The organism is Dietzia sp. ANT_WB102, from assembly GCF_008369165.1.
In the GTDB taxonomy this organism is placed as follows: domain Bacteria; phylum Actinomycetota; class Actinomycetes; order Mycobacteriales; family Mycobacteriaceae; genus Dietzia.
In genome coordinates this window covers 1,896,841-1,920,278 of the sequence record NZ_VOBA01000001.1, presented here as the reverse complement: position 1 = coordinate 1,920,278, position 23,438 = coordinate 1,896,841, and the positions used below count along the sequence as shown (strand labels likewise).

At 68.6% G+C, this 23,438-nt stretch carries 23 protein-coding genes; 4 read left to right on the top strand and 19 right to left on the bottom strand.

Translation table 11 applies throughout. The features are described 5' to 3' along the window. Nucleotides 1-28: 28 nt before the first annotated feature. From FQ137_RS08825 to FQ137_RS08810, 4 genes are all read right to left on the bottom strand, one after another. Nucleotides 29-1,384 carry a PhoH family protein gene (locus FQ137_RS08825; protein WP_149292049.1) on the bottom strand — a complete coding sequence of 452 codons (1,356 nt, stop codon included), beginning with the start codon at nucleotides 1,382-1,384 and terminating at the stop codon, nucleotides 29-31. Between the two features lie 237 nt (nucleotides 1,385-1,621). Continuing rightward, on the bottom strand, nucleotides 1,622-2,074 hold the full coding sequence (locus FQ137_RS08820; protein ID WP_149292048.1) for a MaoC family dehydratase: 453 nt from the start codon (nucleotides 2,072-2,074) through the stop codon (nucleotides 1,622-1,624). A gap of 39 nt (nucleotides 2,075-2,113) precedes the next feature. Further along, nucleotides 2,114-2,854 carry a 3-oxoacyl-ACP reductase FabG gene (gene fabG / locus FQ137_RS08815; protein ID WP_149292047.1) on the bottom strand — a complete coding sequence of 247 codons (741 nt, stop codon included), beginning with the start codon at nucleotides 2,852-2,854 and terminating at the stop codon, nucleotides 2,114-2,116. Beyond that, the gene (locus FQ137_RS08810; protein ID WP_149292046.1) at nucleotides 2,851-4,038 is read right to left on the bottom strand and encodes an acyl-CoA dehydrogenase family protein; all 1,188 of its coding nucleotides are present in this window, start codon (nucleotides 4,036-4,038) and stop codon (nucleotides 2,851-2,853) included. The genes fabG and FQ137_RS08810 overlap by 4 nt, the downstream gene beginning before the upstream one ends. A 170-nt stretch (nucleotides 4,039-4,208) precedes the next feature. On the opposite strand from FQ137_RS08810, the gene FQ137_RS08805 reads away from it, so the two are divergent. Further along, on the top strand, nucleotides 4,209-5,312 hold the full coding sequence (locus FQ137_RS08805) for a zinc-binding dehydrogenase (protein WP_149292045.1): 1,104 nt from the start codon (nucleotides 4,209-4,211) through the stop codon (nucleotides 5,310-5,312). A 68-nt stretch (nucleotides 5,313-5,380) separates the two neighbouring features. Here the strand turns inward: FQ137_RS08805 and FQ137_RS08800 are convergent, their stop codons facing one another. From FQ137_RS08800 to FQ137_RS08775, 6 genes are all read right to left on the bottom strand, one after another. Then, nucleotides 5,381-6,523, bottom strand: coding sequence for an acetyl-CoA C-acyltransferase (locus tag FQ137_RS08800; protein ID WP_149292044.1), 1,143 nt, complete (start codon nucleotides 6,521-6,523; stop codon nucleotides 5,381-5,383). Between the two features lie 58 nt (nucleotides 6,524-6,581). Further along, nucleotides 6,582-7,787, bottom strand: coding sequence for an acyl-CoA dehydrogenase family protein (locus FQ137_RS08795; protein ID WP_149292043.1), 1,206 nt, complete (start codon nucleotides 7,785-7,787; stop codon nucleotides 6,582-6,584). Nucleotides 7,788-7,854: 67 nt separating this feature from the next. After that, nucleotides 7,855-8,616, bottom strand: a complete 762-nt coding sequence (locus FQ137_RS08790) for an SDR family NAD(P)-dependent oxidoreductase (RefSeq protein WP_223146510.1) — start codon at nucleotides 8,614-8,616, stop codon at nucleotides 7,855-7,857. A 62-nt stretch (nucleotides 8,617-8,678) separates the two neighbouring features. Next, the gene (locus tag FQ137_RS08785; RefSeq protein ID WP_149292042.1) at nucleotides 8,679-9,752 is read right to left on the bottom strand and encodes a phosphotransferase family protein; all 1,074 of its coding nucleotides are present in this window, start codon (nucleotides 9,750-9,752) and stop codon (nucleotides 8,679-8,681) included. 51 nt (nucleotides 9,753-9,803) lie between these two features. Then, nucleotides 9,804-11,177, bottom strand: coding sequence for an MFS transporter (locus tag FQ137_RS08780; RefSeq protein WP_149292041.1), 1,374 nt, complete (start codon nucleotides 11,175-11,177; stop codon nucleotides 9,804-9,806). A 16-nt stretch (nucleotides 11,178-11,193) separates the two neighbouring features. Beyond that, nucleotides 11,194-12,879, bottom strand: coding sequence for a class I adenylate-forming enzyme family protein (locus tag FQ137_RS08775; RefSeq protein ID WP_149292040.1), 1,686 nt, complete (start codon nucleotides 12,877-12,879; stop codon nucleotides 11,194-11,196). Nucleotides 12,880-12,997: 118 nt separating this feature from the next. Here FQ137_RS08775 and FQ137_RS08770 point away from each other — a divergent pair, with 118 nt between their 5' ends. After that, nucleotides 12,998-13,618 carry a TetR/AcrR family transcriptional regulator gene (locus FQ137_RS08770; protein WP_149292039.1) on the top strand — a complete coding sequence of 207 codons (621 nt, stop codon included), beginning with the start codon at nucleotides 12,998-13,000 and terminating at the stop codon, nucleotides 13,616-13,618. Nucleotides 13,619-13,687: 69 nt separating this feature from the next. On the opposite strand, the gene FQ137_RS08765 is transcribed toward FQ137_RS08770, so the two are convergent. Further along, on the bottom strand, nucleotides 13,688-14,404 hold the full coding sequence (locus tag FQ137_RS08765) for a substrate-binding domain-containing protein (protein WP_149292038.1): 717 nt from the start codon (nucleotides 14,402-14,404) through the stop codon (nucleotides 13,688-13,690). A 67-nt stretch (nucleotides 14,405-14,471) separates the two neighbouring features. On the opposite strand from FQ137_RS08765, the gene FQ137_RS08760 reads away from it, so the two are divergent. Together FQ137_RS08760 and FQ137_RS08755 are read left to right on the top strand one after the other, a co-directional pair. Beyond that, nucleotides 14,472-14,933 carry a MaoC family dehydratase gene (locus FQ137_RS08760; RefSeq protein ID WP_149292037.1) on the top strand — a complete coding sequence of 154 codons (462 nt, stop codon included), beginning with the start codon at nucleotides 14,472-14,474 and terminating at the stop codon, nucleotides 14,931-14,933. A gap of 90 nt (nucleotides 14,934-15,023) precedes the next feature. Then, nucleotides 15,024-15,773 carry an SDR family NAD(P)-dependent oxidoreductase gene (locus tag FQ137_RS08755; RefSeq protein WP_149292036.1) on the top strand — a complete coding sequence of 250 codons (750 nt, stop codon included), beginning with the start codon at nucleotides 15,024-15,026 and terminating at the stop codon, nucleotides 15,771-15,773. A 94-nt stretch (nucleotides 15,774-15,867) separates the two neighbouring features. Here the strand turns inward: FQ137_RS08755 and FQ137_RS08750 are convergent, their stop codons facing one another. The 8 genes from FQ137_RS08750 to FQ137_RS08715 form a co-directional block, all read right to left on the bottom strand. Beyond that, the gene (locus FQ137_RS08750; RefSeq protein ID WP_255583861.1) at nucleotides 15,868-16,899 is read right to left on the bottom strand and encodes an MBL fold metallo-hydrolase; all 1,032 of its coding nucleotides are present in this window, start codon (nucleotides 16,897-16,899) and stop codon (nucleotides 15,868-15,870) included. Then, complete coding sequence (locus FQ137_RS08745) at nucleotides 16,896-17,222, bottom strand: EthD domain-containing protein (protein ID WP_149292741.1); 327 nt, start codon at nucleotides 17,220-17,222, stop codon at nucleotides 16,896-16,898. The genes FQ137_RS08750 and FQ137_RS08745 overlap by 4 nt, the downstream gene beginning before the upstream one ends. A gap of 79 nt (nucleotides 17,223-17,301) precedes the next feature. Continuing rightward, the gene (locus tag FQ137_RS08740) at nucleotides 17,302-17,916 is read right to left on the bottom strand and encodes a TetR/AcrR family transcriptional regulator (RefSeq protein ID WP_149292035.1); all 615 of its coding nucleotides are present in this window, start codon (nucleotides 17,914-17,916) and stop codon (nucleotides 17,302-17,304) included. Nucleotides 17,917-18,011: 95 nt separating this feature from the next. Continuing rightward, nucleotides 18,012-19,514, bottom strand: coding sequence for a class I adenylate-forming enzyme family protein (locus tag FQ137_RS08735; protein WP_149292034.1), 1,503 nt, complete (start codon nucleotides 19,512-19,514; stop codon nucleotides 18,012-18,014). A gap of 85 nt (nucleotides 19,515-19,599) precedes the next feature. After that, nucleotides 19,600-20,667, bottom strand: a complete 1,068-nt coding sequence (locus FQ137_RS08730; protein WP_255583858.1) for an alcohol dehydrogenase catalytic domain-containing protein — start codon at nucleotides 20,665-20,667, stop codon at nucleotides 19,600-19,602. Beyond that, the gene (locus FQ137_RS08725; RefSeq protein WP_149292033.1) at nucleotides 20,664-21,428 is read right to left on the bottom strand and encodes an SDR family NAD(P)-dependent oxidoreductase; all 765 of its coding nucleotides are present in this window, start codon (nucleotides 21,426-21,428) and stop codon (nucleotides 20,664-20,666) included. Before FQ137_RS08725 ends, FQ137_RS08730 begins: the two co-directional genes overlap by 4 nt. After that, a complete protein-coding gene (locus FQ137_RS08720) occupies nucleotides 21,428-22,192 on the bottom strand; it encodes an SDR family NAD(P)-dependent oxidoreductase (protein WP_149292032.1) in 765 nt (254 codons plus the stop codon). Before FQ137_RS08720 ends, FQ137_RS08725 begins: the two co-directional genes overlap by 1 nt. Continuing rightward, nucleotides 22,189-23,412 carry an acyl-CoA dehydrogenase family protein gene (locus FQ137_RS08715; RefSeq protein WP_149292031.1) on the bottom strand — a complete coding sequence of 408 codons (1,224 nt, stop codon included), beginning with the start codon at nucleotides 23,410-23,412 and terminating at the stop codon, nucleotides 22,189-22,191. Before FQ137_RS08715 ends, FQ137_RS08720 begins: the two co-directional genes overlap by 4 nt. Nucleotides 23,413-23,438 lie beyond the last annotated feature (26 nt).

The window sequence follows — 23,438 nt, the reverse complement described above, 5'->3', positions numbered from 1 at the left end:
TCATCCCACGGTGGGCCTCAGGACCTCGTCAGGCGGCGTGGATCCGTCGCAACTCCCCGGGCGTGCTATCGGGATGGAATTCCTCGAGCATCGTGGTGACGAGTTCGGCGATCGCCGAGCGTTCCGAGCGGCTCAGCGTGACGTGAGCGAACAGTGGGTGTCCCTTGAGCTTCTCCACCACCGCCTGGATGCCGTCGTGCCGGCCGACCCGCAGGTTGTCCCGCTGCGCCACATCGTGGGTGAGCACCACCCGCGACCCCGTACCCAGTCGCGAGAGCACGGTGAGCAGAACGTTCCGCTCGAGCGACTGCGCCTCGTCGACGATCACGAACGAATCGTGCAGGCTCCGTCCACGGATGTGGGTCAGCGGCAGTACCTCGAGGATGTCGCGGTCGATCACCTCGTCGATGACGTTCTCGCTGACCAAGCCCTCGAGGGTGTCGAACACGGCCTGCGACCAGGGCGACATCTTCTCTGACTCGCTGCCGGGCAGGTATCCCAGCTCCTGCCCGCCCACGGCGTAGAGCGGGCGGAACACGACGATCTTCCGGTGTCGGCGCCGTTCCAGGACCGATTCGAGGCCTGCGCACAGCGCCAGCGCCGACTTGCCGGTGCCTGCCCGGCCGCCGAGGGAGACGATCCCGATCGACTCGTCGAGCAGACAGTCGATCGCGATGCGCTGCTCAGCCGAGCGACCTCGCAGGCCGAACACCTCGACGTCGCCGCGGACCAGCCGGAGCCCGCCATCGTCGGTGACCCGGGCGAGCGCAGACGACGACTCGGTCTGGATCCGTACGCCACAGTGCACCTCTGTTCCACTCCCCAGTCCCGCGGCCCGGGCCGCGAGGGAGGAGGCCCTGCCCTCGGCGAACAGCGTGTCGACGAGTTCCTGCGTGGCCACAAGATCGGTGACCCCGCTGTACCCGGTGAGCACGACGTCCTGGGCGTGGTACTCGTCGGCTGGCAGGCCCACCGAACCCGCCTTGACTCGAAGCGGGACGTCCTTGGATACCAGGACGGTGTCGGCTCCCTCGGCCCGCAGATTGAGCGCGCATGCCAGGATCCTGGAGTCGTTACCTGTGTCGCGGAAGCCGGACGGCAGCACCGCCTGGTCGGTGTGGTTGAGCTCGACTCGGAGGGTGCCGCCGGTCTCGGTGATGGTCAGGTCGCCGTCGAGGCGCCCGTGGCGCAGGCGTAGATCCTCGAGCAGCCGTAGGGCCTCGCGGGCGAAGTAACCCAGTTCCGGATGGTTGCGCTTGCCCTCCAGTTCGCTGATGACCGCGATGGGCAGCACCACGTGGTGTTCGGCGAAGCGGGTGACGGCCCACGGGTCGGACAGCAGAACCGAGGTGTCGAGGACGTAGGTACGTACGGTGTCGGTCACGGCGCGCTCCTCACCCGCGGCACCCGCGAGTGTGCTGGGATGGACCGGTCGGCCCAGGTCACCTGGTGGTGACGGGGCCGGGTGCCGGCCCCCTCCCGATCGCTACAGTCGATCATCGGCTGGGACCTCCCGACGGTCGGCTTCCCCACCGACCGTTGACGACGACGCTACGCCGGAATCACAGCGATGTAGTTAACTCTGCATGAATTGTCAGGTAGTCGTCGCGCCACCTATCTGTCACTCCACCATCAGACGGATCGCTTCTGCCACCACCGCTGGCCGACCGCCACCCTCGACCTCGATCGTCACCACCGAGGTCAGCTTTGCGCCCGACGGTGTGCGCTCGAGGGAGGCGAGCTCCACCCCGGCTCGGATCCGGGATCCCACCCGAACCGGCGCGGGGAACCGGACCTTGCCGAGCCCGTAGTTGATCATCATCCGGAACCCCCGGATGTCCATGACGTCCGCGCCGAGCACCGGCAGCAGTGACAGCGTCAGGTACCCGTGAGCAATGGTGCTCCCATAGGGCCCCTCCGCCGCCCGCGCCGGGTCAACGTGAATCCATTGGTGATCGCCGGTCGCCTCGGCGAACGCGTCCACCCGCTCCTGGGTGATCTCCATCCAGTCGCTGAAGCCCAAGTGCTCACCGATCGCGTTCTCGACCTGGTCCAGCCCCTCAAACACCCTCAAGTCAGTCCTCCTCGTTGCAGCTGGCCCCTCAAGCCGGGATCAGATGTGTCGACCGCCAGTGATCTCCAGGACCGTTCCGGTCATGTAACTGGACATGTCACTGGCCAGGAACAGCACTACCTGCGCCACCTCGCTCGGCTCGGCCGCGCGTCCCATGGGGATCTCGGCCAGCTTCTCTTCCCAGATGTGCTCGGGCATAGCGAGCGTCATGGCGGTGCGGATGAGTCCCGGCTGGACAGCGTTGACACGCACCCCTGCGAATGCCACCTCCTTGGCCGCGGCCTTCGTCAGGCCCACGATCCCGGCCTTGGCGGCCGAGTAGTTGGTCTGCCCGACGAGCCCGACCTTGCCGGAGATCGACGAGATGTTGACGATCGCACCTCCCCCGTGTCCGCGCATCCGGCTGGCGGCAGCACGGGTCCCGTTCCAGGTTCCCTTGAGGTGGATCGCAATGATGTCGTCGAACTGCTCGTCGGTCATCTTGCGCATGGTCGCGTCGCGCGTGATCCCGGCATTGTTCACGAACACACCCAGAGGTCCGAACATCTCCTCCGCGACGTCGAGCATCGCCTCGACCGCCGTGCCGTCGCGGACGTCGCAGTGCACGTAGCGGGCGTTGTCCTCACCGCCCAGCTCGGCGATGGCCGACGCCCCGGCATCGTCATCGATGTCCCCGATCACGACCCGCGCGCCATGGTCGATGAACGTGCGCGCGATCTCGAGCCCGATACCCCGCGCGGCACCGGTCACCACCGCAGTCTTGCCCTTGAGTAGAGTCATCGACCGTCCCCTTCCTTGGCCATTCGCACGAGCCCACCACCGATGATGAGCTTCTGGATCTCGCTCGTCCCCTCGTACAGTCGTAGCAGCCGGACGTCACGGTAGATGCGCTCGACGGCGACGCCCCGGATGTAGCCGCTCCCGCCGTGGATCTGCACCGCGAGATCCGCGGCTCTGCCGGCCATCTCGGTGCAGAAGAGTTTGGCAGCGGACGGCCCGATTCGTCGGTCCTCCCCCGAGTGGTACTTGGCGGCCGCCTCACGGACCATGGCCCGTCCCGCCATCACCCCGACTTGAATGTCGGCCAGCATGGCCTGCACCAACTGGAACTCGCCGATCGCGGTTCCGCCCTGAGTCGCCGTGGCCGCATGCGCAACCGACTCGTCCAGTGCCCGCCGGGCGGCGCCGACCGAGACCGCGGCGATGTGCACGCGCCCCCGCGCCAGCGACGTCATGGCGGCGCGGTATCCGGCGTCCTCGTCCCCTCCCACCAGGGCGGAGGCCGGTAGGCGGACGTCCCGGAAATTCACTTCCGCCGTCCAGGCGCCTTCCTGCCCCATCTTCTTGTCCCGTGGTCCCACGGTCACCCCTTCGGCGTCGGCGGGAACGAGGAAGACGGCGATACCGGTGCCGTCAGCATCGGCCGGCCGGGTCCGTGCGAAGACGACGAACAGGCCGGCCAGCGGCGCGTTGGTGATGAAGCGCTTGGTGCCGTCGATCACCCAGTCGCCGCCGTCCCGAACCGCCCGGGTGGTCAGGCCCGCAGGGTTCGATCCGGCGCCGTCCTCGGTGAGCGCGAACGACGCGACGACCTCGCCAGACGCGATCCGCCCCAGCCACCGCGATTTCTGTTCATCCGTGCCGAAGGCCACCAGCACCTGCCCCGCGATGCCGTTGTTGGTCCCGAACAGCGACCGCATGGCCAGCGTGGTGTAGCCGAATTCCATAGCCAGTTCGACGTCCTGGATCAGGTCCAGCCCCAGTCCTCCCCAGCGTTGCGGGATCGCATACCCGAACATTCCCATGTCCGCGAGCGCCGCTCGGATATCCTCCGGCACCGCGTCGCAATCCGCGATCTCCTGCTCGCGGGGCATAACCACCGTTCGGATGAAGCGCTGGGTGTTCGCGAGTATGTCCGCGAAGTCTTCCCCGGACACCTCGGAGGCTGTCGCCGTCTCGATCATCGCCCTACTCCCGCCGCTTGACTTCGTCCGCCGGATTCCCGCAGCCATTATCCGCCTTCCGGGCCGCCACCACCGCGCTTCGACGCCCGACCGAATGACGAGGATCCGTAGAGGCGACGTTTCGAGCGGACTGCCTCCTGGGCTGCTGATCACTGCGTACAGTCGGCCGCATGAGAGCTGCGGTGTGTGTTGCGACCGGATCCCCGCTGGTGATCGAAGACATCCCGATCCCCGAGCCGCGCGCGGGTGAGGTCTTGGTCCACAACCACGCCTGCGGGGTCTGTCACACCGACCTGCACGTCATGAAGGGTGAGGTCGGTTTCCCGCTGCCCGGGGTCCTGGGCCACGAGATTTCCGGAGTGGTCGCCGAGGTCGGCCCCGGAGTGACCAACGTCCGCCCCGGCGACCGGGTGGTCGGCTCCTTCATCATGCCGTGCGGATCCTGCGAGAACTGCGCTCGCGGCATGGAGGACCTCTGCTCCACGTTCTTCGAGTACAACCGCCTGAGGGGAACCCTGTACGACGGTGAGACCCGGCTGCGCCGGGCATCGGGCGAACCCTTGTCCATGTACTCGATGGGCGGACTGGCCGAGTACAGCGTCACCCCCGCCACGGCGGTATTCGCCCTCCCCGACCAGCTCGACCTGACCGCCTCGGCAATTCTCGGGTGTTCGATGTTCACCGCCTACGGGGCCGTCCGGAACGTGGGCGACGTCCGGACCGGGGAATCCGTCGCGGTGGTGGCGGTAGGTGGGGTCGGTCAGAACATCGTCCAGCTGTCGGCGGTCAGTGGCGCCGAGTCGGTCATCGCGGTTGACGTCGACGACGACAAGCTCGCCCTCGCCCGCCGCATGGGCGCCTCCCACACGATCAACGCGCGAGAGGTCAACCCGACCGAGGCGATCATGGAGCTCACCGGCGGCCGCGGGGTCGATGTCGCATTCGAGGCTCTCGGGTCGGCGGCCACCACCCGGCAGGCCACCGACATCGCGCGCGAGGGCGGCCGGGTCGTGGTCGTCGGTATCCCACCCGCAGGCACCTCTCTCGACGTCGACCTGGCCCGCATCGTGCGCCGAAAGATCCAGATCAAGGGCTCCTACGGTGCCCGCGCCCGCCAGGATGTACCCGCGTTGGTCCGACTGCTGGCCGCCGGCAGGCTCGACCTCGGCAGCATGATCTCCCGCCGGGTATCGCTGTCCGAGGCACCGGAGACCTACGAGGCCCTCGATCGCGGCGAGGTACTCGGTCGCGCGGTCGTGCTCACCGGGTCCTGACGGTCGACCACCGCGCCCCCGGCCTCAGTGATGAGGTCCGGGGGTCGCGGCGGTGGAGCCGGATTGTGTCAGAGCAACTCGATGATGGTGGCGTTGGCCTGGCCGCCGCCCTCACACATCGTCTGCAGGCCGTACTTGATGCCGTTGTTCTTCATGTGGTGGACCATGTCCGCCATGATTCGGGCGCCAGAGCCGCCCAGAGGGTGGCCGAGGGCGATCGCGCCGCCGTTCGGGTTGACCTTGGCCGGGTCGGCGCCGGTCTCGGCGAGCCACGCCAGCGGCACGGAGGCGAAGGCCTCGTTGACCTCGAAGATCCCGATGTCGTCGATCGACAGTCCGGACTTCGCCAATGCCTTGGCGGTGGCCGGGATCGGCGCCGTGAGCATGATGACCGGGTCGTCACCAGCGAGCGTGGCGGTGTGGACCCGCGCGATCGGGGTGCATCCGTACTTGGCGGCCGCCTCCTCGCTCATCACCAGGATCGCCGCGGCACCGTCGGAGATCTGCGAAGCGTTGCCAGCGTGGACGACGCCGTCCTCCTTGAACGGGGTCTTCAGCCCGGCCAGTGCCTCGACGGAGCTGCCACGGCGAATGCCCTGGTCAGTGTCGAACACGCCGTCCGGGGTGCCTACGGGCACGATGTGCCCGGCGAAGAACCCGGCGTCCTGCGCGGCGGCGGCCTTCTCGTGTGACGCCACGGCGAACTCGTCCAGCTGCGTGCGGGTGAAGCCCCACCGCTCGGCGATCATCTCGGCGCCCACGCCCTGGTTGGGTGCGACGCCGTCGTAGCGGTCGAGGAACGCCTGCCCATAGGGGAACGACTCGCGAGAGACGTGCGACCCCATCGGCACGCGCGTCATGGACTCGACGCCGCCGGCCACCACCACATCGTGATACCCGGACTCCACCACGGCGGCCGCGAAGCTCAGCGCCTGCTGCGAGGACCCGCACTGCCGGTCGATTGTCACGCCATTGACCGTCTCCGGCCAACCCGCCGAGAGCGCGGCGGTCCGGGCGATATCGCCGGCCTGCTCTCCGGCCTGCGTGACGCACCCCCAGATGACGTCCTCGACGACCACTGGGTCGATGCCCGCGCGCTCGACCAGCGCCTTGAGAACCGCCCCCGACAGGTCTGCCGGGTGAACCCCGGCCAGGCCGCCCTTCCGCTTACCGACCGCACTACGCACGGCCTCCACGATCACTGCACCCATGTGCGCGTACCTTCCCTCGCTGGCGAACTTCTGGCCCTAATAGTGTCGCGCATCACGTTCAGCCGACATACGGCGGCGTCCGCCGGAGTTCTCCCCGCGCGATGGTGCGGCGGTGGACTGCGTCCGGGCCGTCGACGATCCGGAGGGCCCGGGCCCACGCGTAGAAGTACGCCAGCGGAGTGTCGCCCGAGACTCCGGCACCGCCGAAGATCTCGATGGCCCGGTCTATCACCGCGCAGGCGACCTGCGGGGCGATGACCTTGATGGCGGAGATCTCGAACCGCGCATCCTTGGCACCGACGGTGTCGATCATCCATGCACAGTGTTGGACCTGCAGGCGCGCCTGGTCGATCTCGATCCGCGAGTTGGCGATGTGCTCCTGCACCACTCCCTGATCGGAGAGGTAGCCGCCGAACGCGTGCCGGGACTTGGCGCGGTCGACCATCAGCGCGAGGGCCCGCTCCGCCATCCCGATGGCGCGCATCGCGTGGTGGATGCGACCGGGACCGAGACGGGCTTGGGCGATGGCGAATCCGGCGCCCTCCTCCCCCAGCAGGTTCTCGACCGGAACGCGGACGTCCCGGAAGACAAGCTCACAGTGTCCGTGCTGGTCCTGGTAGCCGAACAGCGGCAGATTGCGTTCGATGGTCAGGCCCGGGGTGTCGCGCGGAACGAGCACCATCGACTGCTGCCGGTGGGTCTCGGCGGACTCGTCGGTCTTGCCCATGACGATGAGGATCTCGCAGCGGGTGTCGGCGATACCGGTGATCCACCACTTGCGGCCGTTGATCACGTACTCGTCGCCCTCGCGCCGGATCACGGTCTGGATGTTGGTGGCGTCCGAGGAGGCGACGTCGGGCTCGGTCATCGCGTACGCCGAGCGGATCCTGCCCTCCTTGAGTGGCTCGAGGTACTTCGCCTTCTGCTCATCGGTGCCGAACAGGTGGAAGGTCTCCATGTTCCCGGTGTCGGGCGCCTGCGAGTTGATCGCCTCCGGGGCAATGACGGGCGACCAGCCCGTGATCTCCGAGACCGCGGCAAACTCGAGGTTGGAGATCCCGGACCACTCGGGCAGGAAGAGGTTCCAGAGCCCGCGCCGACGAGCCTCGGCCTTGAGGTCCTCCATGACCGGCGGGTAGGCGTTGTCGCCGTGCTCGCGCAGGTACTCGGCCCAGACGGGCTCGGCGGGGAAGACGTGCTCCCGCATGAACTCCCACATGTTCTCCTGCAGCTCGAGGCTGCGCTGGCTGTGAGCGAATTCCATTTCAATACTCCTGTAGAGGCGTGCCCGCGGCCGCGAGCCGCGGGCGGATCAGGTCTGTTTCGTTCCGTTAGTGCAGGGTCATGCCGCCGTCGACCACGAGCGTGGTCCCGGTGATGAAGGACGAGGCGTCCGAGGCGAGGAAGAGCAGCGCGGAGTCAAGCTCGGGCTGCAGCCCGAGCCGGCCGAAGATGGTGCTGCCGGTGATGTCCGCGAGCATCTTCTCCGGGATCTCGTCGGTCATCTCGGAGGCGAAATAGCCGGGAGCCAGGGCGTTGACGCGGATACCGCGGCGGCTACCCCATTGGGCCGCCAGGTCGCGCGTCAGCCCGAGCACGGCCGCCTTGGTCGCCGAGTACGCGGCCTGCGGGGCGAACCCGGCGGTCAGGCCCAGCACGCTCGCGACGTTGACGATGCACGCGCCGGGCTCCATGACGGCCGCGCACTCCTTGGCTGCCCAGTAAGCGCCGTTCAGGTTGACGTCTACGACCCCGCGGAACTGCTCTGGTGTCTCCTTGAGTGCGGGCACTGCGGTCCCGATACCGGCATTGTTGACCAGCACGTCGATGCGGCCGTGCTCGTCCATCGCGTGGCGGACCATGGCCGCGCACGCATCGGGGTCGGCGACGTCGCAGGCCACGGTCGAGGCTGCTCCGCCAGCTGCGCGGAGTTCCTCGGCGAGTGCGTCGAGGCGCTCGCGGCGTCGTGCGGCCAGGACCACGGTCGCACCGGCCGAGGAAAGCGCCCGTGCGAAGCCGGCGCCGAGCCCCGAGGAGGCGCCCGTGATCACCACGACGCGGCCATCCATCCTGAATCGGTCGAGAACGGGCACTGACGACTGCGGTCCCGTCCGTGGATCGACCGGTGTCGGCGCACCGGGCAGGGAGTCGGTCATCAGTTGGTCCCCTTCCGGGAGTCGAGTATCGAGTGGCCGTGGTCGACCAACTCGCGGATCTGCGGGCCGATGTCGCCGAAAACCTGACCGGCCATGTCACCGGCCTCGGAGCGGGTGGCCACGCCCTGGGCAATCGCCGCGAACTTGAACGTGGCGAACGCGAGGTACCACGGCATGTGAGACGGATCCGTGCCGGTGGCCGCGCAGTACCTGTCGAGCAGCCGCTGCGGGCCGGGCCAGCCGGGCTCGGTGGTGATGCTCGGGATGAGCGGCACCCTCGGCCCGTCCGGGTCGCCCCAGTACAGGACCGTCTGCGCGAGGTCGGCGATCGGATCGCCGAGTGTGGACAGCTCCCAGTCGAGGATCGCCTTGATGCGCCCCGGGTCGTCGGGGTCGACGACATAGTTGTCGAGGCGGTAGTCACCGTGGATGATCCGCGACGACGGCGAGGTGGGCATGCTCTCGCCGAGACGCGCGGCCAGGTCGGGCAGGCGGTCCGCCCGCACGGAGGGGCTGGACTTCTCCGACTGCCCCAGCCAACGGCGCAACTGCCGCTCGAGATAGCCCTCCGGGCGACCGAGATCACCCAGCCCGACCGCGTCCTGGTCCACGGAATGGAGCTTGACCAGAGCGTCGATCTGCGCGTCCGCCATGGCCTCCTTGTCGTCGTCACCCTCCGCGAAACCGGGGGGCAGCGCGTCCCGGATGACGTGACCGACCACCTTCTCCATCACGTAGTACGGCACGCCCAGGTCGTCGCCGGTGGTCTCGTTGAGCACCACCTTGGCCACCGGCACGTCCGTGTCCGCCAACCCGAGTTGGATGCGCGCCTCGCGGCCCATGTCGTGGGCGCTGGGTAACAGTGTCCCGGTGGGCGGGCGACGCAGGATGAGCTCGCCGGCGTCGGACCGGAGCGTGAAGGTGAGGTTGGACTTGCCGCCGGCGATCAGCTCGGCGTCGAAGTCGGCCCAGGCCCGGTCACCGGTGGCGTGGGCGATCTTGGGCCCCACGACGTCGGGGCGGAGCAACTCGTCGACGGAGAGGCCTGTCGACGCTGACGATGAAGTGGTCATGGAATGGATCCTCGCGGTTGATCGGCGACCGAGTGGGCGATTCGAGCCGGTCTAGTCGTGGCCCACGCGGTGGAGGTCGTTGCCCTTGGTCTCCTTCATCATCGCCGTGGCGATGATGGTGGCCACGCAGAGCACGATGATGTAGGCACTAATCATCCAGTAGAGATCCCACTCGATGAACTGGGCGTTGAGGTACGGCGCACTGCCGCCGAAGACCGCGACACCGAGGGAGTAGGCGAACCCGATGCCGGACGTGCGCATCTTGGTAGGGAAGGCCTCGGACATGAACGAGGAGAGGATCGAGCCCGCTGCCGCGACCAGGGTCATGGCGATGAGCGAGGCCACGAACAGCGTCCAGGGACGCTCGTCGATCAGCCCGAACAGGAAGGGCGTCGTGAGGATGGTGCCGACCGCGAAGATGTAGATCACCGGGCGACGGCCGATCTTGTCCGACAGCAGACCCCACAACGGCAGCGTGCACAGCGCGATGAGCTGGCTGCCGAAGATCATCCAGAAGGCAGAACCGGAATCCATGTCGCGCTGCGTGATCGCGAACGTGGAGGCGTACGAACTCCAGGTGTAGTGGGCGACGGTGATGCCGGAGACCATGGCCACGACCAGCGCAATGGCGCGCGCCAGGCGCCCCGTGGAGAAGGTGGCCACCGGAGTGTCCGGGTCAGCGGCGACGGCCGCGGCGGCCTTGTCGAAGACGTCGGACTCTTCCATCCCCGACCGCAGGTACAGCACGAACAGCGCGAACACGGCACCGAGCAGGAACGGGATGCGCCAACCCCATGCACCGACGGCCGACTCGGAGAGCACCTCGGTGATGGTGCCGCCGATGCCGTACGCGATCACGGTCCCGCCCATGATGGCGACGAACACCAGGCTGCCCCACATTCCGCGGCGGTGAGGCGGCGCGATCTCCGCGACATAGCTGTACGCCGTGGCGGACTCACCGCCGTGCGCAAAGCCCTGGATCATTCGGCACAGCAGGAGCAGCACGGAGGCGAAGACGCCTATCGATCCGTAGGTGGGGAGCAGGCCGATCAGCAGACTCGCGCCAGCCATCATGAGCATCGTGGTGATGAGGACGTACTTGCGGCCGCGTACGTCGGCGATGCGTCCGAAGACGATCCCGCCGAGAGGTCGCATGAGGAACCCGACCGCGAACACGGCGAGGGTGGCCAGCAGCGCGGAGACCGGGTTGTCGTTGTTGAACATCGCCGCGGCGATGAACGGTGCGAAGACAGCGTAGGCGGTCCACTCGTACCACTCGAACAGCTGTCCTGTGGTGCTGGCGGCCAGCGATCTGAGCGCGTTGCGGTTCCCTACGGCGGACTGCGCGGGCACCGCGACGTCGGTCGCGTCCGCGATCGTGCCGACGTTCGCACGGCCGGCGGGGTTGAGGGGGGCCTCGGTCATGTCAGGGTCCTTCATGTCAGGGTCCTTCGGTGGGGTGGTCGGTGGAGGGGGAATGTTCATCGCGCAGTTCGCGACGGCGGATCTTGCCTGTCTGGGTCTTGGGCAGTTCGGTAACGAGGTGGACTTCGTTCGGCCGCTTGTAGGCGGCGAGTCGGCCCGCGGCAAAGGCGACCAGGTCGTCCTCACTCACAGTGCGACCGTCCTTGAGCGAGACGAACGCAGCGACCTTCTCCCCGCGGTATTCGTCGGGGAGCCCAACGACAGCGACCTCGAAGACGGCGTCGTGTTCGTACAGCGCGTCCTCGACCTCGCGGGGCCAGACCTTGTAGCCGGACGTGTTGATCTGGTCCTTGAGGCGGTCGACGAGGTAGACCCAGCCGTCGGCGTCCATCACCGCGACATCTCCGGTGTGGAGGCGGCCTCCCGGCATGGTCGAGGCGGTAGCGGCCTCGTTGCGCCAGTACCCGGAAACGATCTGCGGCCCGGACAGGACGAGTTCACCCTGCTCCCCTGCCCCGACCGGCTGGTCGTCCACGCCCACGACAGCCGCCTCGACCCCCGGCAACGGCACGCCGATGGACAGGGTTCCGCTTGCCGTGTCGACCGGTGCACGCTGCCCGGGCGGGACTGCGATGACGCCGGAGGTCGTTTCCGTCATGCCGTAGCCGTTGTGGATGTAATGGCCGAAACGCTCGGCGAACCGCTCGACCGTCGACGGCGGAATGGGCGCGCCACCGCTGTACAAAGCCTTGACGGCCGCGAAGTGCTCGGGTCGTGCCTCATCCAGTCTCATGAGCGCGTTGTAGGCGGTGATCGAACCGATCGTGAATGTCACACCGTGTTCCCGGAACGCGTCCAGCACAACCTCGGGCCGGAACCGTCCGGCGAAGACGAGGGTGGTGTGCTCGATCAGCCCGAGGGTGGCGTTGATGACGGCACCGGTGATGTGGAACAGCGGGGCGATAGCCAAGACGACGTCCCCTGGGACGATGCCGACGAAGTCCGCGAAGCTGCGCGCGACCGCGATCACGTTGGCGTGCGAATTCATCGCCCCCTTGGGCGGCCCCGTGGTGCCCGAGGTGTAGGTGAGCAGTGCAAGGTCGTCGGGAGTGACCTCCGCCCGCTGCGGGGTCCGGCCCTGGTACTCGCCCATCAGGACGACCAGGTCGCCGTCGCTCGAAGGTGCGACCGAGTGGTCGTCGCCGAAGGCGCGGGGGTCGTTCCTGGTCTGCAGGTCGCGCTCGCTGGTGCTGAGCACCCACGCCACGGCAGTGCCGCTGACCGCGTCCCGGATGGCGGGCACGTCCCGGTCTGTCGCGATGATCCCCACCGCGCCGGAGTCCTCGACGGGTAGCCGGAGTTCGCGGCCGAAGTACATCGGGTTGAGGACGACGGCGGCGGCGCCGATCTTCCACAGGGCGAGCATCGCCAGTGCGTACTGCGGGATGTTCTGCAGGTGGATACCGACTCGGTCGCCGGACCCCACCCCCCGATCTTGCAGGGCGGCGGCGAGCGCGTCCGACATGGAGTCGACGTCGCGGGCGGACAGCATCGCGTCGAAGTACGCGATGGCGACCCGATCCGGCGAGGACGCCACGCGGTCGCGCCAGGCGTCCACGAGCGTCGACCGTCTCGTCACCGTGCTCTCGTCGAGCCCCGGTCGATACAGCGTGCGCCACGGCCGCGGGTCGTCCTGGCTCATCCTCGCTCCTTTCGTTCGCGATCGTCATGCGAGTCACCGACCGATCGATCGCTCGGTGTGCCATAGTGTTACCCACGCCACATCGGGTGTCAAGCAGGGGGCAGATATGGTTGTGACGATGATCGAGAAGACCGAGAGAGCAGCGCAGTGGCGCGAGTTCGGTACGGATAAGCTGTCCCCGACGTTGCGTGCGGCTCTGGAGATCTTCGCGCGACACGGCTATCACGGTGCATCGATCCGGATGATCGCCGAAACCGCCGGACTGTCCGTACCTGGCCTGTACCACCACTACCGCTCGAAACAGGCCATCCTCGCGGCGGTCGTGGACGCGGCCATGGCGGAGATGCTCACGCACACCCAGGCCGCGGCCGACGACGCCGGCGACCGCACCGTGACCAGGTTCGAGAACGTGGTTGAGTGCCTCGCCCGCTTCCACATGGCGCGGCGCGACCACGCGTTCGTGGCGTCCACCGAGATGCGCAGCATGGACCCGGACGTGCGCGCACGCCACATCGCGCAGCGCGATGCCCAGCAGCAGATGATCGAAGACGCGATCCGCGCCGGTGTCGACTCCGGGGAGTTCTCCTGCACCCACCCCGAGGACGCGGCCCGCGCCATCGCCTCACTGTGCGTGTCGATCGCGTCCTGGTACCGGCCCGACGGGCCGCTGTCGGCTGACGACGTCGTCGCCCGCCACCTCGAGTTCGCCCGCGGGATGGTCGGCGCCGCCGAGGCCTGACCCTCACCGGGCCACGGTCTGCTCCGCCGCGCGACAACCCCGGTCAGCGCCGCCGGACGCCCGCGTCGGTCACCGCCTGCGCTTGCCCCGGCCCGCAGTTGTGGGCGCACGGTGGCCCCTAGCCTTCGCCTTGGCGGCGGTCTTCTCGCGCGCGGTCCGCTTCTCACGCGGCGGCTCCCCTGCGCCCCTCGAACTGCCGACGGTGCGCCCCCGCACGATGCCGACGAACTCGTCGATCAGCTCATCGCTCTCCCGCGACGGAGACCACGCGATGCCCATCCGAGTCGCGGGGACCCCCTCTATCGGTCTCGCCACCAAGTCGCGCCGGCTGAGGGCACGCGCATACGGCAGTGGTAGAACGAGCAGTCCGACCCCGGCGGCGACGAGGTCCACCGCGGCGGACACCTCGTCGGGCGACGCCGTGATCGGGTCCACCGGCTCAAGCCACCGCTCCCCTTCCAGGTCGGCGGCACTCACCGAGTCGAACGCCCCGAGCTCGTGGTCCTTCTCGGCGAGGACGGCCATCGTCTCCGTGTACAGCGGGACCCGGAGCAGTCCGGCCGGCGCCGAGCGCGGTGCCTCGTCGGGCTCGCGGAGGAAGATCACGTCGAAGCCGTCGTCGCCGGAGGAGTCCGCGAGCTCCGCGCGCGGGTCACCGGTGCGCCGGGCCGAGATCGGCACGCGCGGATTGCGCTCGCGCCACCGCGCGAGCCACTTGTCCGGCTGGACACCGGGGACGTAACCGATCGTCAACCGACCGCTCGCGGGACCGCACTCGTCGTTCACCCCGCAACGGTAGCGTGTCACACGCTGAACTCAGTTCAGTCACGCAGCCTGACGACAGGAGAGCCCCATGCCCGTGACCTTCCGAACCGTGGCGGAGTTCAAGGACTCCGCCGGTACCGACCTCGGCGCCGGCGACTGGTTCACCATGACCCAGGGCCGGATCGACGACTTCGCGGACACCACCGAGGACCACCAGTGGATCCACGTCGACGCCGAGCGCGCCGCGGGCTCTGAAATCGGTTCGACCGTCGCCCACGGTTACCTCACGCTGGCGCTCATCCCCCGGCTCAGCTCCGAACTGTTCACCTTCGATTCCTCGGGCCGCGCGATTAACTACGGGTTGGACAAGGTCCGGTTCCCCGCGTTCGTCCGCCCCGGAGACCGCATCCGTGCCCGGGGCCGCGTGAAGTGGACGCGCGGGACCTCGGGCGGCGGCGTCCTGGGATGCGTCCGGTACACGATCGACATCGAGGGCAGCGACACCCCGGCGTGCGTCGCCGACGCCCTGATGGTGGCGTTCCCCGCCTGATTGCCGACCCACACGCCTATACTGAACTGAGTTTGTTTTGTCGCTTTCGCGGCGAACGCTCCTGCCCCCATCACCTCGAGAGGGCAACACATGGAACGCTTCACCGATCGGATCATCCTGATCACCGGTGCCACCGGAGGAATCGGTTCGGAGATCTGCCGCCGCCTCGCCGACGAGGGGGCCGTGATCGTCGCCGCCGACCTCGCCGGCTGCCCCGTGGACGACCTGGTCGCCTCACTCCCCTCCGGCCCGCACCTCGCACTGTCGCTCGACGTCTCGTCGGAGGGCGACTGGGAGGACGCCGTCGACCGCACGCTCGAGGCGCACGGCCGCATCGACGTCCTGGGCAACAACGCCGCGATCGGCAGCCTCAAGTCAGTCGAAGAGGAGACTCCCGAGCACTGGCAACGGGTGATCGACGTCGACCAGACCGGCGCATGGCTCGGCATGAAGCACGCCGGAGGCGCGATCGAGCGCACCGGGGGCGGGGCGATCGTTAACGTCTGCTCGATTCTCGGCAGCGTCGGCGGCTTCGGCAACAGCTTCGCCTACCACGCGGCCAAGGGCGCGGTCCGGACCATGACGAAGAACGCCGCGATCCACTGGGCGGGCAGGGGCGTCCGGGTGAACTCGCTACATCCGGGCTTCATCGAGACCCCCCAGCTCCTGGAGCGTTACGAGGGCTCCGAGCGTCACCGCGGGATGGTGGCCAACACCCCCATGGGCCGCCTCGGGACACCCGCCGAGATCGCCGGCAGTGTCGCGTTCCTCGCCAGCGACGACGCCGGGTTCATGACCGGTGCGGAGGTCTACGCGGACGGCGGCTGGACCGCCCGCTGACGCGGGCGACCGACGGCGAACGGGTCAGTGGCCCGCGGGACGATCCCGCGGGCCGCTGACCCGCTCGGCGGCCTCGTGACGAGCCCGCACGTTGTCAGGCGGCGATGAAGCGCTGCACCCCGTCGCCGTCGACGTGATCCACGACGGCCACGCCCCGGTGGACCAGGACATCGAGGTGGGCCATCGTCTCACAGACCGCGATCATCTGGTTGAAGTCGTCCAGTTCGTCGAACGTCCGCTCCCGGCGGGTCCAGGGCAGCGAGCCCGCCACCTCGTGTCCGGTGGCGCCGGGAGACCCGAGCAGGACCCGCCGGGTCGCGTCGAGCCGCGCATCGTGGTGCTCGAGGAGCTCCCGGACCCGTCCGTGGACACTCCCACCGACGGCGCCGTGTGCCGGCAGCATCACCGCATCAGGACGGCGAAGCATCCCCTCCAACGAGGCCAGATAGTCGCCGAGGGGGTTGTCCCAGCCCCCCAGCTCGAACCCGATCGACGGCGAGATTCTGGGCAACACGTGGTCGCCGGTGAAGGTCACACCGAGGCGGGGGTCGTCGAAGACCAGATGACCCTTGGTGTGGCCGGACGTCACCGTGGCCCGCATGTCCCGGCCCGCCACAGACACCGGACCCTGGTCGGTCCACTCGTCCGGCAGCTCCCAATCGGACTCGAACCACTCCTCGGTGTGCGCCTGCATCCGCGCGGCCTCGGCGACGCCGGGCGCCCCGGCGCGACCGAGTTGCTCTAACGAATCAGCCGGCACCGTGTTCGCGAGGTTACGGAGCGCGGTGAGCCCCGGTTCCTCCATCCGACCCAGGTGCACCCGCGCACCGACCCGCCGACGCAGTTCGGGGCCCATCGTGTAGTGGTCACGGTGGATGTGCGTGACATGGATGTCGTCGATGTCCTCGAGGGCCAGACCGATCGACGCCAGACCGTCCCGGAGGATCTCCAGGTTGCCGGGGACGTTCCAGCCGGCGTCGATGAGGGACACCCCGCCGACCCCGCGGACCACGTAGACATTGATCGCACGCAGGCCGTCCTGCGGCATCGGCAGGGGGATACGGTGCACCGAGTCGGCCACCTGATAGGTCCCGATCTCGGCCCAGTCCACCCCCTGGGTGGTCACGACTGCGAGACCATGACCTGCTCGTCACCCATCACCATGATGGCGCGGCCCCCCATGGAGCCGACGTGCTCGGCGGCCTTGGCCCACTCCGGGCTCTCGAGCATCGCGTCATAGTCCTCCTTCGAGTCGAAGCTGAGGACCGACACCCCGTCCCAACCGAGGGAGTGCTTGTTCCCCCCGCTCTCCTTGACGGCGGTGTGGGACCAGCGGCGCAGGCCGGGCAACGGGTAGGTGACGTCGGCGTGCTCGCCCCGCCACCACTCGATGAACTGCTCGTGGGTCCACTCGCTCGGCTTGGCCGCCATGACGATCAGGTTGTACATGAATGCCTCCACACTTGAATTCACTTCAACTACTGTGGCCAAGGTAGCACCCGGGCGTCCCCGCCAGGGAGGAACGCGGTCAGTGCACCAGCCTCACGCAGGCGTCGGTGACCGACTCCGCGATTTCGGACAGACTGCGGCCACCGGCAGGCCGGTACCAGTTCCACACCGAGTTGATGAGGCCCAGCACGAACCGACCGAGTTCCTTCTCGTCCCGCCGCGGGAACTCCCCGGAGTCCATCCCGCGCCCGAGCAGATCGGACCAGGCCTTTTCGACCACTCGCACCATCTCGCGCGCGCGGACCCGCTCCTCCTCCTCGCGCGCCGATGACCGTGGCGTCGCGAGCATGTCGATGTGATGCAGGAGGATGCGCGCCTGGAGCGCCTCGCTCTCGGTGATGTCGTAGGCGCTCGAGATCACTGCCCTGAGCTCGGACTCGACGTCGGAGGCGCCGTCGATCGCGGCCTCAAACCTCTCGTGATATCGGGTGAGCTCGGCGGTCATGATGGTCAGCAGACAGTGCGCCTTGGACTCGAAGTAGTGGTAGAGCGCGGTCTGACCGATCCCCACCTCTTTCGCGACGGTCGCCCACTTCGTGTGTTCGTAACCGACACTGCCGAAGTTCGCCACGGCGGCGTCGAGGATGACCTTGCGCTTGGATCGCGGTCCCTCGGTCTTGGTGCTGGCCGTCATCACGTAGTACCCCCGTGCTCGGTGATTATCGATCAAGATTAAGCGAAAGTGAGTTCAACTCATATTGTCTTGGCTGAAGTCACCCGCCGCAACCGCTAGGTCGCGGTGTCGCTGGCGAGCGTCGCAGCGAGTTCCGCGGCGCCGGACCGGTCGAGCTTGCCGACCCGGGACTGGGGAAGTGCGTCGACGGCGATCACGAACTCCGGCCACTTGAACTTGGGGAAGTCCGCGGCCTCGAGCTCCCGACGGATGTCCTCCAGAGTCGGGGCCTCACCGTCCGCGACCACCAGTGCGGCCGCCCGCTCCCCCAGTACTGGATCCGGGACGGGGACCACGCACACCTGGTGGATGCCCTGGATGCCGGCCACCGCGGCCTCCACCTCGTTGATGTCGATGTTCCGCCCACCGCGGATGATGAGGTCCTTCTCACGGCCCCGGATGCTCACGCAGCCGTCGTCGAAGAGCACGGCCCGGTCCCCGGTGGCCAGGAACCCGTCCTCGGTCACGTCGGGGGCCACGGGCTCACCTCCGCGCGCATAACCCAGGAACACCGACGGCCCCTTGACCTGCAACGATCCGACCTGGCCCACCCCGAGCTCCCCGCCGTTCTCGTCCACGACCCGGGACACCGTCCCGGGGAAGGGACGGCCGTCGCGGCCGAGCCGCACCTCGACGTCGTCCTCCGGCGACGGCGTCGTGTGTCCCAGCGCCTCGGACATCCCGAACACCCGCAGGAACGTGGTGCCGAGTGTGAGCTCCGCGGAGCGCAACGAGTTCTGGTTCATGGGTCCGCCACCGACCGTCATGGCCTTCATCGCGGACAGGGCGCCGTCGGCATCGTCGACGAGGGTGAGCTGAAGAGCCATGGTGGGAACGAGCATCGTCCACGCGACCTTGTTGTCACGGAGGACGGCGATGGCGTTCTCCGGATTCCACTTGGCGTCGGCGACCATCGGGCTGCCGAGCATGGTGGGCAGGTACATCCCGAAGCAGATCGCCGCTGCGGACGAGAGCGGCACAAGCGCGCCGATCGCATCACCCGGCTGCAGCCCCACCGCGTCGATGGTCGCCTCCCCCGCGTACCGCAGGGCGTCCTCAGTCTGGATGACGCACTTTGGACGCCCGGTCGAGCCGGAGGTCATCGCCGCCACCGACCCGCCCTTCCAGCGGTCGACGCCACGCGACCGCCCGTCCGACGGGCCGTGCACCTCCCACCCGGACAGGACCGCGCCGGCCGGGGCGAAGCCGTGCCCGGCAAGGTTCCACACCTGGCAGAGCGGGCCGTCGGCGACGACGGCGTCGGGCCGGAGGTCCTCCATCGCGACGTCGAATTCGGACCGGGTGGCGTGCCCGCTCATCACCGCGAGCAGACCTCCAGACAGCCCGACGGCGAGAGCGGCCGCCACGGTGCGCCAGGAGTTGTCCGCGCGGACGAGGACGGTGGCGGGGCCGTCGGTGGCCGACTCGAGCACGGTCGCGAGCTCCCGCGCAGCGTCCAAGACCTCGGCGGTCGTGTGCGCGCCGTCTCCGTCGACGACCGCGATGGCGTCGGGGGTTCGGGCGGCACGCTCTGTGACGTCCCGGGCCAGCTGCTTCATGGTCGCGTTCTCCTCGATGGTGTGTGAAGGATGTGGGTGGGGTGTGACGGAGCCGCCGAGGGTCCGGCGTCGGTGGTGACGCGTGTCAGGGGACGACGACGAGGCGTCCGTCCGCCCGGCCTTCCCGCAGGTCCTGATAAGCCTCGAGGACCTCGTCCAGACGACGCTGCTCCACGACCGCCGCCAGGTCACCGGCCACTGCCAAATCGAGTACGTCCTGCAGGTGGTGATGCGGGCCCCAGAACGGGGCCTCCACGCGCCAGCCGCGCGGCAGCGCGCCGCCCTTGGTCACGGTCAGGCTCCCGCCGGCCGAGCCCACCACAACGAGGCAGGCGCCTCCGGCCATGAGGCCCGGTGCACCGCCCATGGTGTCCGGTGCGCCGACGAAGTCCAGCACGAGATCGGCCCCGGAGCCGCCGGACAGCTCGGCGGCGAGTGCGTCCACCTCCGCGACCGAGGCCACGGCATGATGGGCGCCCAGTCGCAGGGCGAGCTCGCGGGCGGACTCACGCGGGTCCACGGCGAGGACCAGCGACGGCAAGCGCAGGGTCAGGACCTGCAGTGCGAGATGTCCGAGGCCGCCGATGCCGACCACCACCACGATGGCACCACGGAGGTCGACGGGCTGGGACACGACGGCGTGGTAGGCGGTGAGCCCGGCGTCGGTCATCGGCGCCACCTCGGGACCGGCCGCCGGATCCAGTTCCACGAGATGCCGGGTGGACGGCACGAGGATGAAGTCCGCGAGTCCATCGTCGTAACCCGTTCCGCAGCCGATCGGGCCGTTGAGTTCGACGCAGTAGTTGTCCCGTCCGGCCGCGCACGCCCGGCACTCCCCGCACGACCAGACACCGTGCACCCCACACGAGCGCCCGATCCATTCACGGTCCCGGTCGTCGCCCACGGCCACGACGGCGCCCATCACCTCGTGGCCGAGGTTGAACGGCAGTGTGTAGGGCAGCACCCCGGCGTCGGCGTCCATGATGTGCAGGTCGGAATGGCAGAGACCTGCCGCGTCGACGCGCAGGAGAACCTGGCCCGGCCCCGGCTGAGGCACCGGGATGCGGTCCAGCGACGGCGCAACACCCCATTCGTGGAGCCTGAGTGCCCGCATCCCGTGGGGCAGCTCGGCGGCGGTCTCCGTGGCGGTCATCGCGCGGTCCATCCCCCGTCCACGGTCAGCACGTGTCCGGTGACGTAGCTCGACGCGTCGGAGGCCAGGAACAGCACCGCGCCGTCGACTTCGCCCTCGCGACCACCGCGACCGAGCATCGAGTTCCGCCGCACCCAGCCGGCCGACTTGTCGTTCGTGAAGAGTCCGTCGGTCATCTCGGTATCGAACCATCCGGGCACGACCGCGTTGACCCGGATGCCCTGACGCCCCCACTGTCCGGCGAGTTCGCGGGTCGCGCCGATCACCGCGGACTTGCTGGCCGCGTACCCGGCTCCCCCGATCGGCGCGGTAGAGACCAGTCCGACCACCGAGGAGACGTTGATGATCGACATCCCGAGATCATCCTGGCGTGCCTTGACCGCCGCCACCGACAGGTGGAAGCCGGAGGTGAGGTTGACCCGGAGGATGTCGTCGAACTCCTCGGCGCTCTCCGTCAGCGCGTCCGGCGGTCCGGGTCGTCCGGCGTTGTTCACCAAGATGTCAACCCCACCGTTGATCTCGGCCGCGACACCGACGAGCCGCTCCCGATCGGCCGGAACCGTGATGTCGCACTCCACCGGGACCACCCCGGGCAGGTCCGCGGCGAGCGCCTCAAGACGGTCGGCGCGGCGGGCCGCGGCCACCACGGTGGCCCCGGCGGCGGCGAGGGTGCGGGCGAATCCGTCACCCAGACCGGAGGACGCACCGGTGACGACGGCGACTCGTCCGGAGAGATCGAACAGTTCTGCTGGGGTGGCCATCAGTACACCGCCGTCCGTCCGCCGTCCACGGGGATCAGTGCGCCCGTGGTGTAGCCGGCCTGGTCGGAGGCGAGATGCACGACCATCCCGGCGAGTTCACGCGGATCACCGAGACGCCCGGCCGGCAGACGCCCCGTGACAAGCCCGAGGAACTCCTCGTCCCAGTCCGCCGCCATGTCGGAGGCGAACGCACCGGGCATGATGCAGTTGACCCGGACGCTCGGGGCGTACTCCTGGGCGAAGGCGCGGGTGAGCGCGTTGAGTCCGTTCTTCGCCGCCGCATAGGTGGCCTCCTGCGGGCTGGGCCGCTCGGCACCGATGCTGGAGATGTTGATGATCGAGCCGCCGCCGGCCTTGACCATCCGGTCGCCGGCCACCGCCAGGAGACGGAACGGGCCCTGGAGGTTGACCTCAATCGTTTTGGCGAACAATCTCTGGCTGACGTCGAGCGAGGTGGGCGCGAGAGGCGCGATCCCCGCGTTGTTGACCACGATGTCGAGCGAACCGTGTTCGGCGACGATCGTGTCGACGGCGGGCTCGATGGCGTCCCAGTCCCCCACGTGCAGCGCCAGTGCGTGCGCGGGGGTCCCGGTGGCCTCGGAGATCTCCCGGGCCACGGCCTCGCACTGGTCGGCCTTGCGGCTGGAGACGATCACCGTGGCGCCGGCCTCGGACAGGGCCAGCGCCGTGGCCTTTCCCAGCCCTCGCGTGGCGCCCGTGACCAGGGCGACCTTGCCGTCGAGCAGTCCGGTCGGGGTACTCATCGCGTGACCTCCGTCGTGGCGGTGTACTTCTTCAGTTCCAGGCGAGCCATCGTGCGCAGGTGGACCTCCGACGGCCCGTCCGCGATCTGCAGCGCGCGCGTCAGCGCGAAGAAGCGCCCGAGGACGTTGTCGTCGCTCACGCCCGCCGCGCCGTAGGTCTGCACCGCGCGGTCGACGACCCGGTGCGCGGTCTCCATCGCACTGATCTTGATCGCGGCCACTTCGGACCGCGCGGCGGCATTGCCCTGGGTGTCCATGAGCCACGCGGCCTTGAAGGTGACGAGCCGGATCTGGTCGATCTCGATACGGCTACGGGCGATCCACTCTCTGATGACGCCACGCTTGGCCAGGGGCTCGCCGAAGGCGACGCGGTCGGTGGCGCGCTGGCACATCATCTCCAGGGCCCGCTCGGCGATGCCGATCGCGCGCATGGCGTAGTGCATCCGGCCGGGTCCGAGGCGGCCCTGGGCGATCGCGAAGCCACCCCCCTCCTCACCGAGCATGTTGGTGGCCGGGACGCGGACGTTGTCGAAGACGACCTCGCCGTGACCGAGACGGTCGTGGTACCCGAGCATCGGCAGGTCGCGCACGACCGTGACGCCCTCGGTGTCCATCGGGACGAGGATCATCGACTGCTGCCGGTAGGTCGCCGCCTCCGTGTCCGACTTGCCCATCACGATCATGAGCTTGCAGTCCGGGTCCAGCACACCGGAGGCGTACCACTTACGGCCGTTGATGACGTACTCGTCGCCGTCGCGGATGATGCTGGTGGAGATGTTGGTGGCGTCCGAGCTCGCGACGGCCGGCTCGGTCATGGCGAATGCCGACCGGATCTCGCAGTTCAACAACGGCTCGAGCCACTGCTTCTTCTGCTCGGGGGTGCCGTACAGCGCCAGGATCTCCATGTTGCCGGTGTCCGGGGCGGAGCAGTTGATCGCCTCGTTGCCGATGAGCGAGCGGCCGACGATCTCCGCCAGCGGCGCGTACTCGAGGTTCGTCAGTCCCGCACCGAGATCGCCATGGGCCATGAAGAGGTTCCACAGGCCCTGCTCGCGGGCGGTGCGCTGGAGGTCCCGCATCACCTGTGGCTGCTCGTGCGGGTTGTTGTTCTCGGCGAGCTGGCGGTTGTATACCGCCTCTGCCGGGTACACGTGCTCATCCATGAACACCTGAAGCTTCTCGGCGAGCTCCGCCGTCCGCGGGGAATACTCGAAATCCATGATCTGTCTCGTTTCTCGGGTGTGCG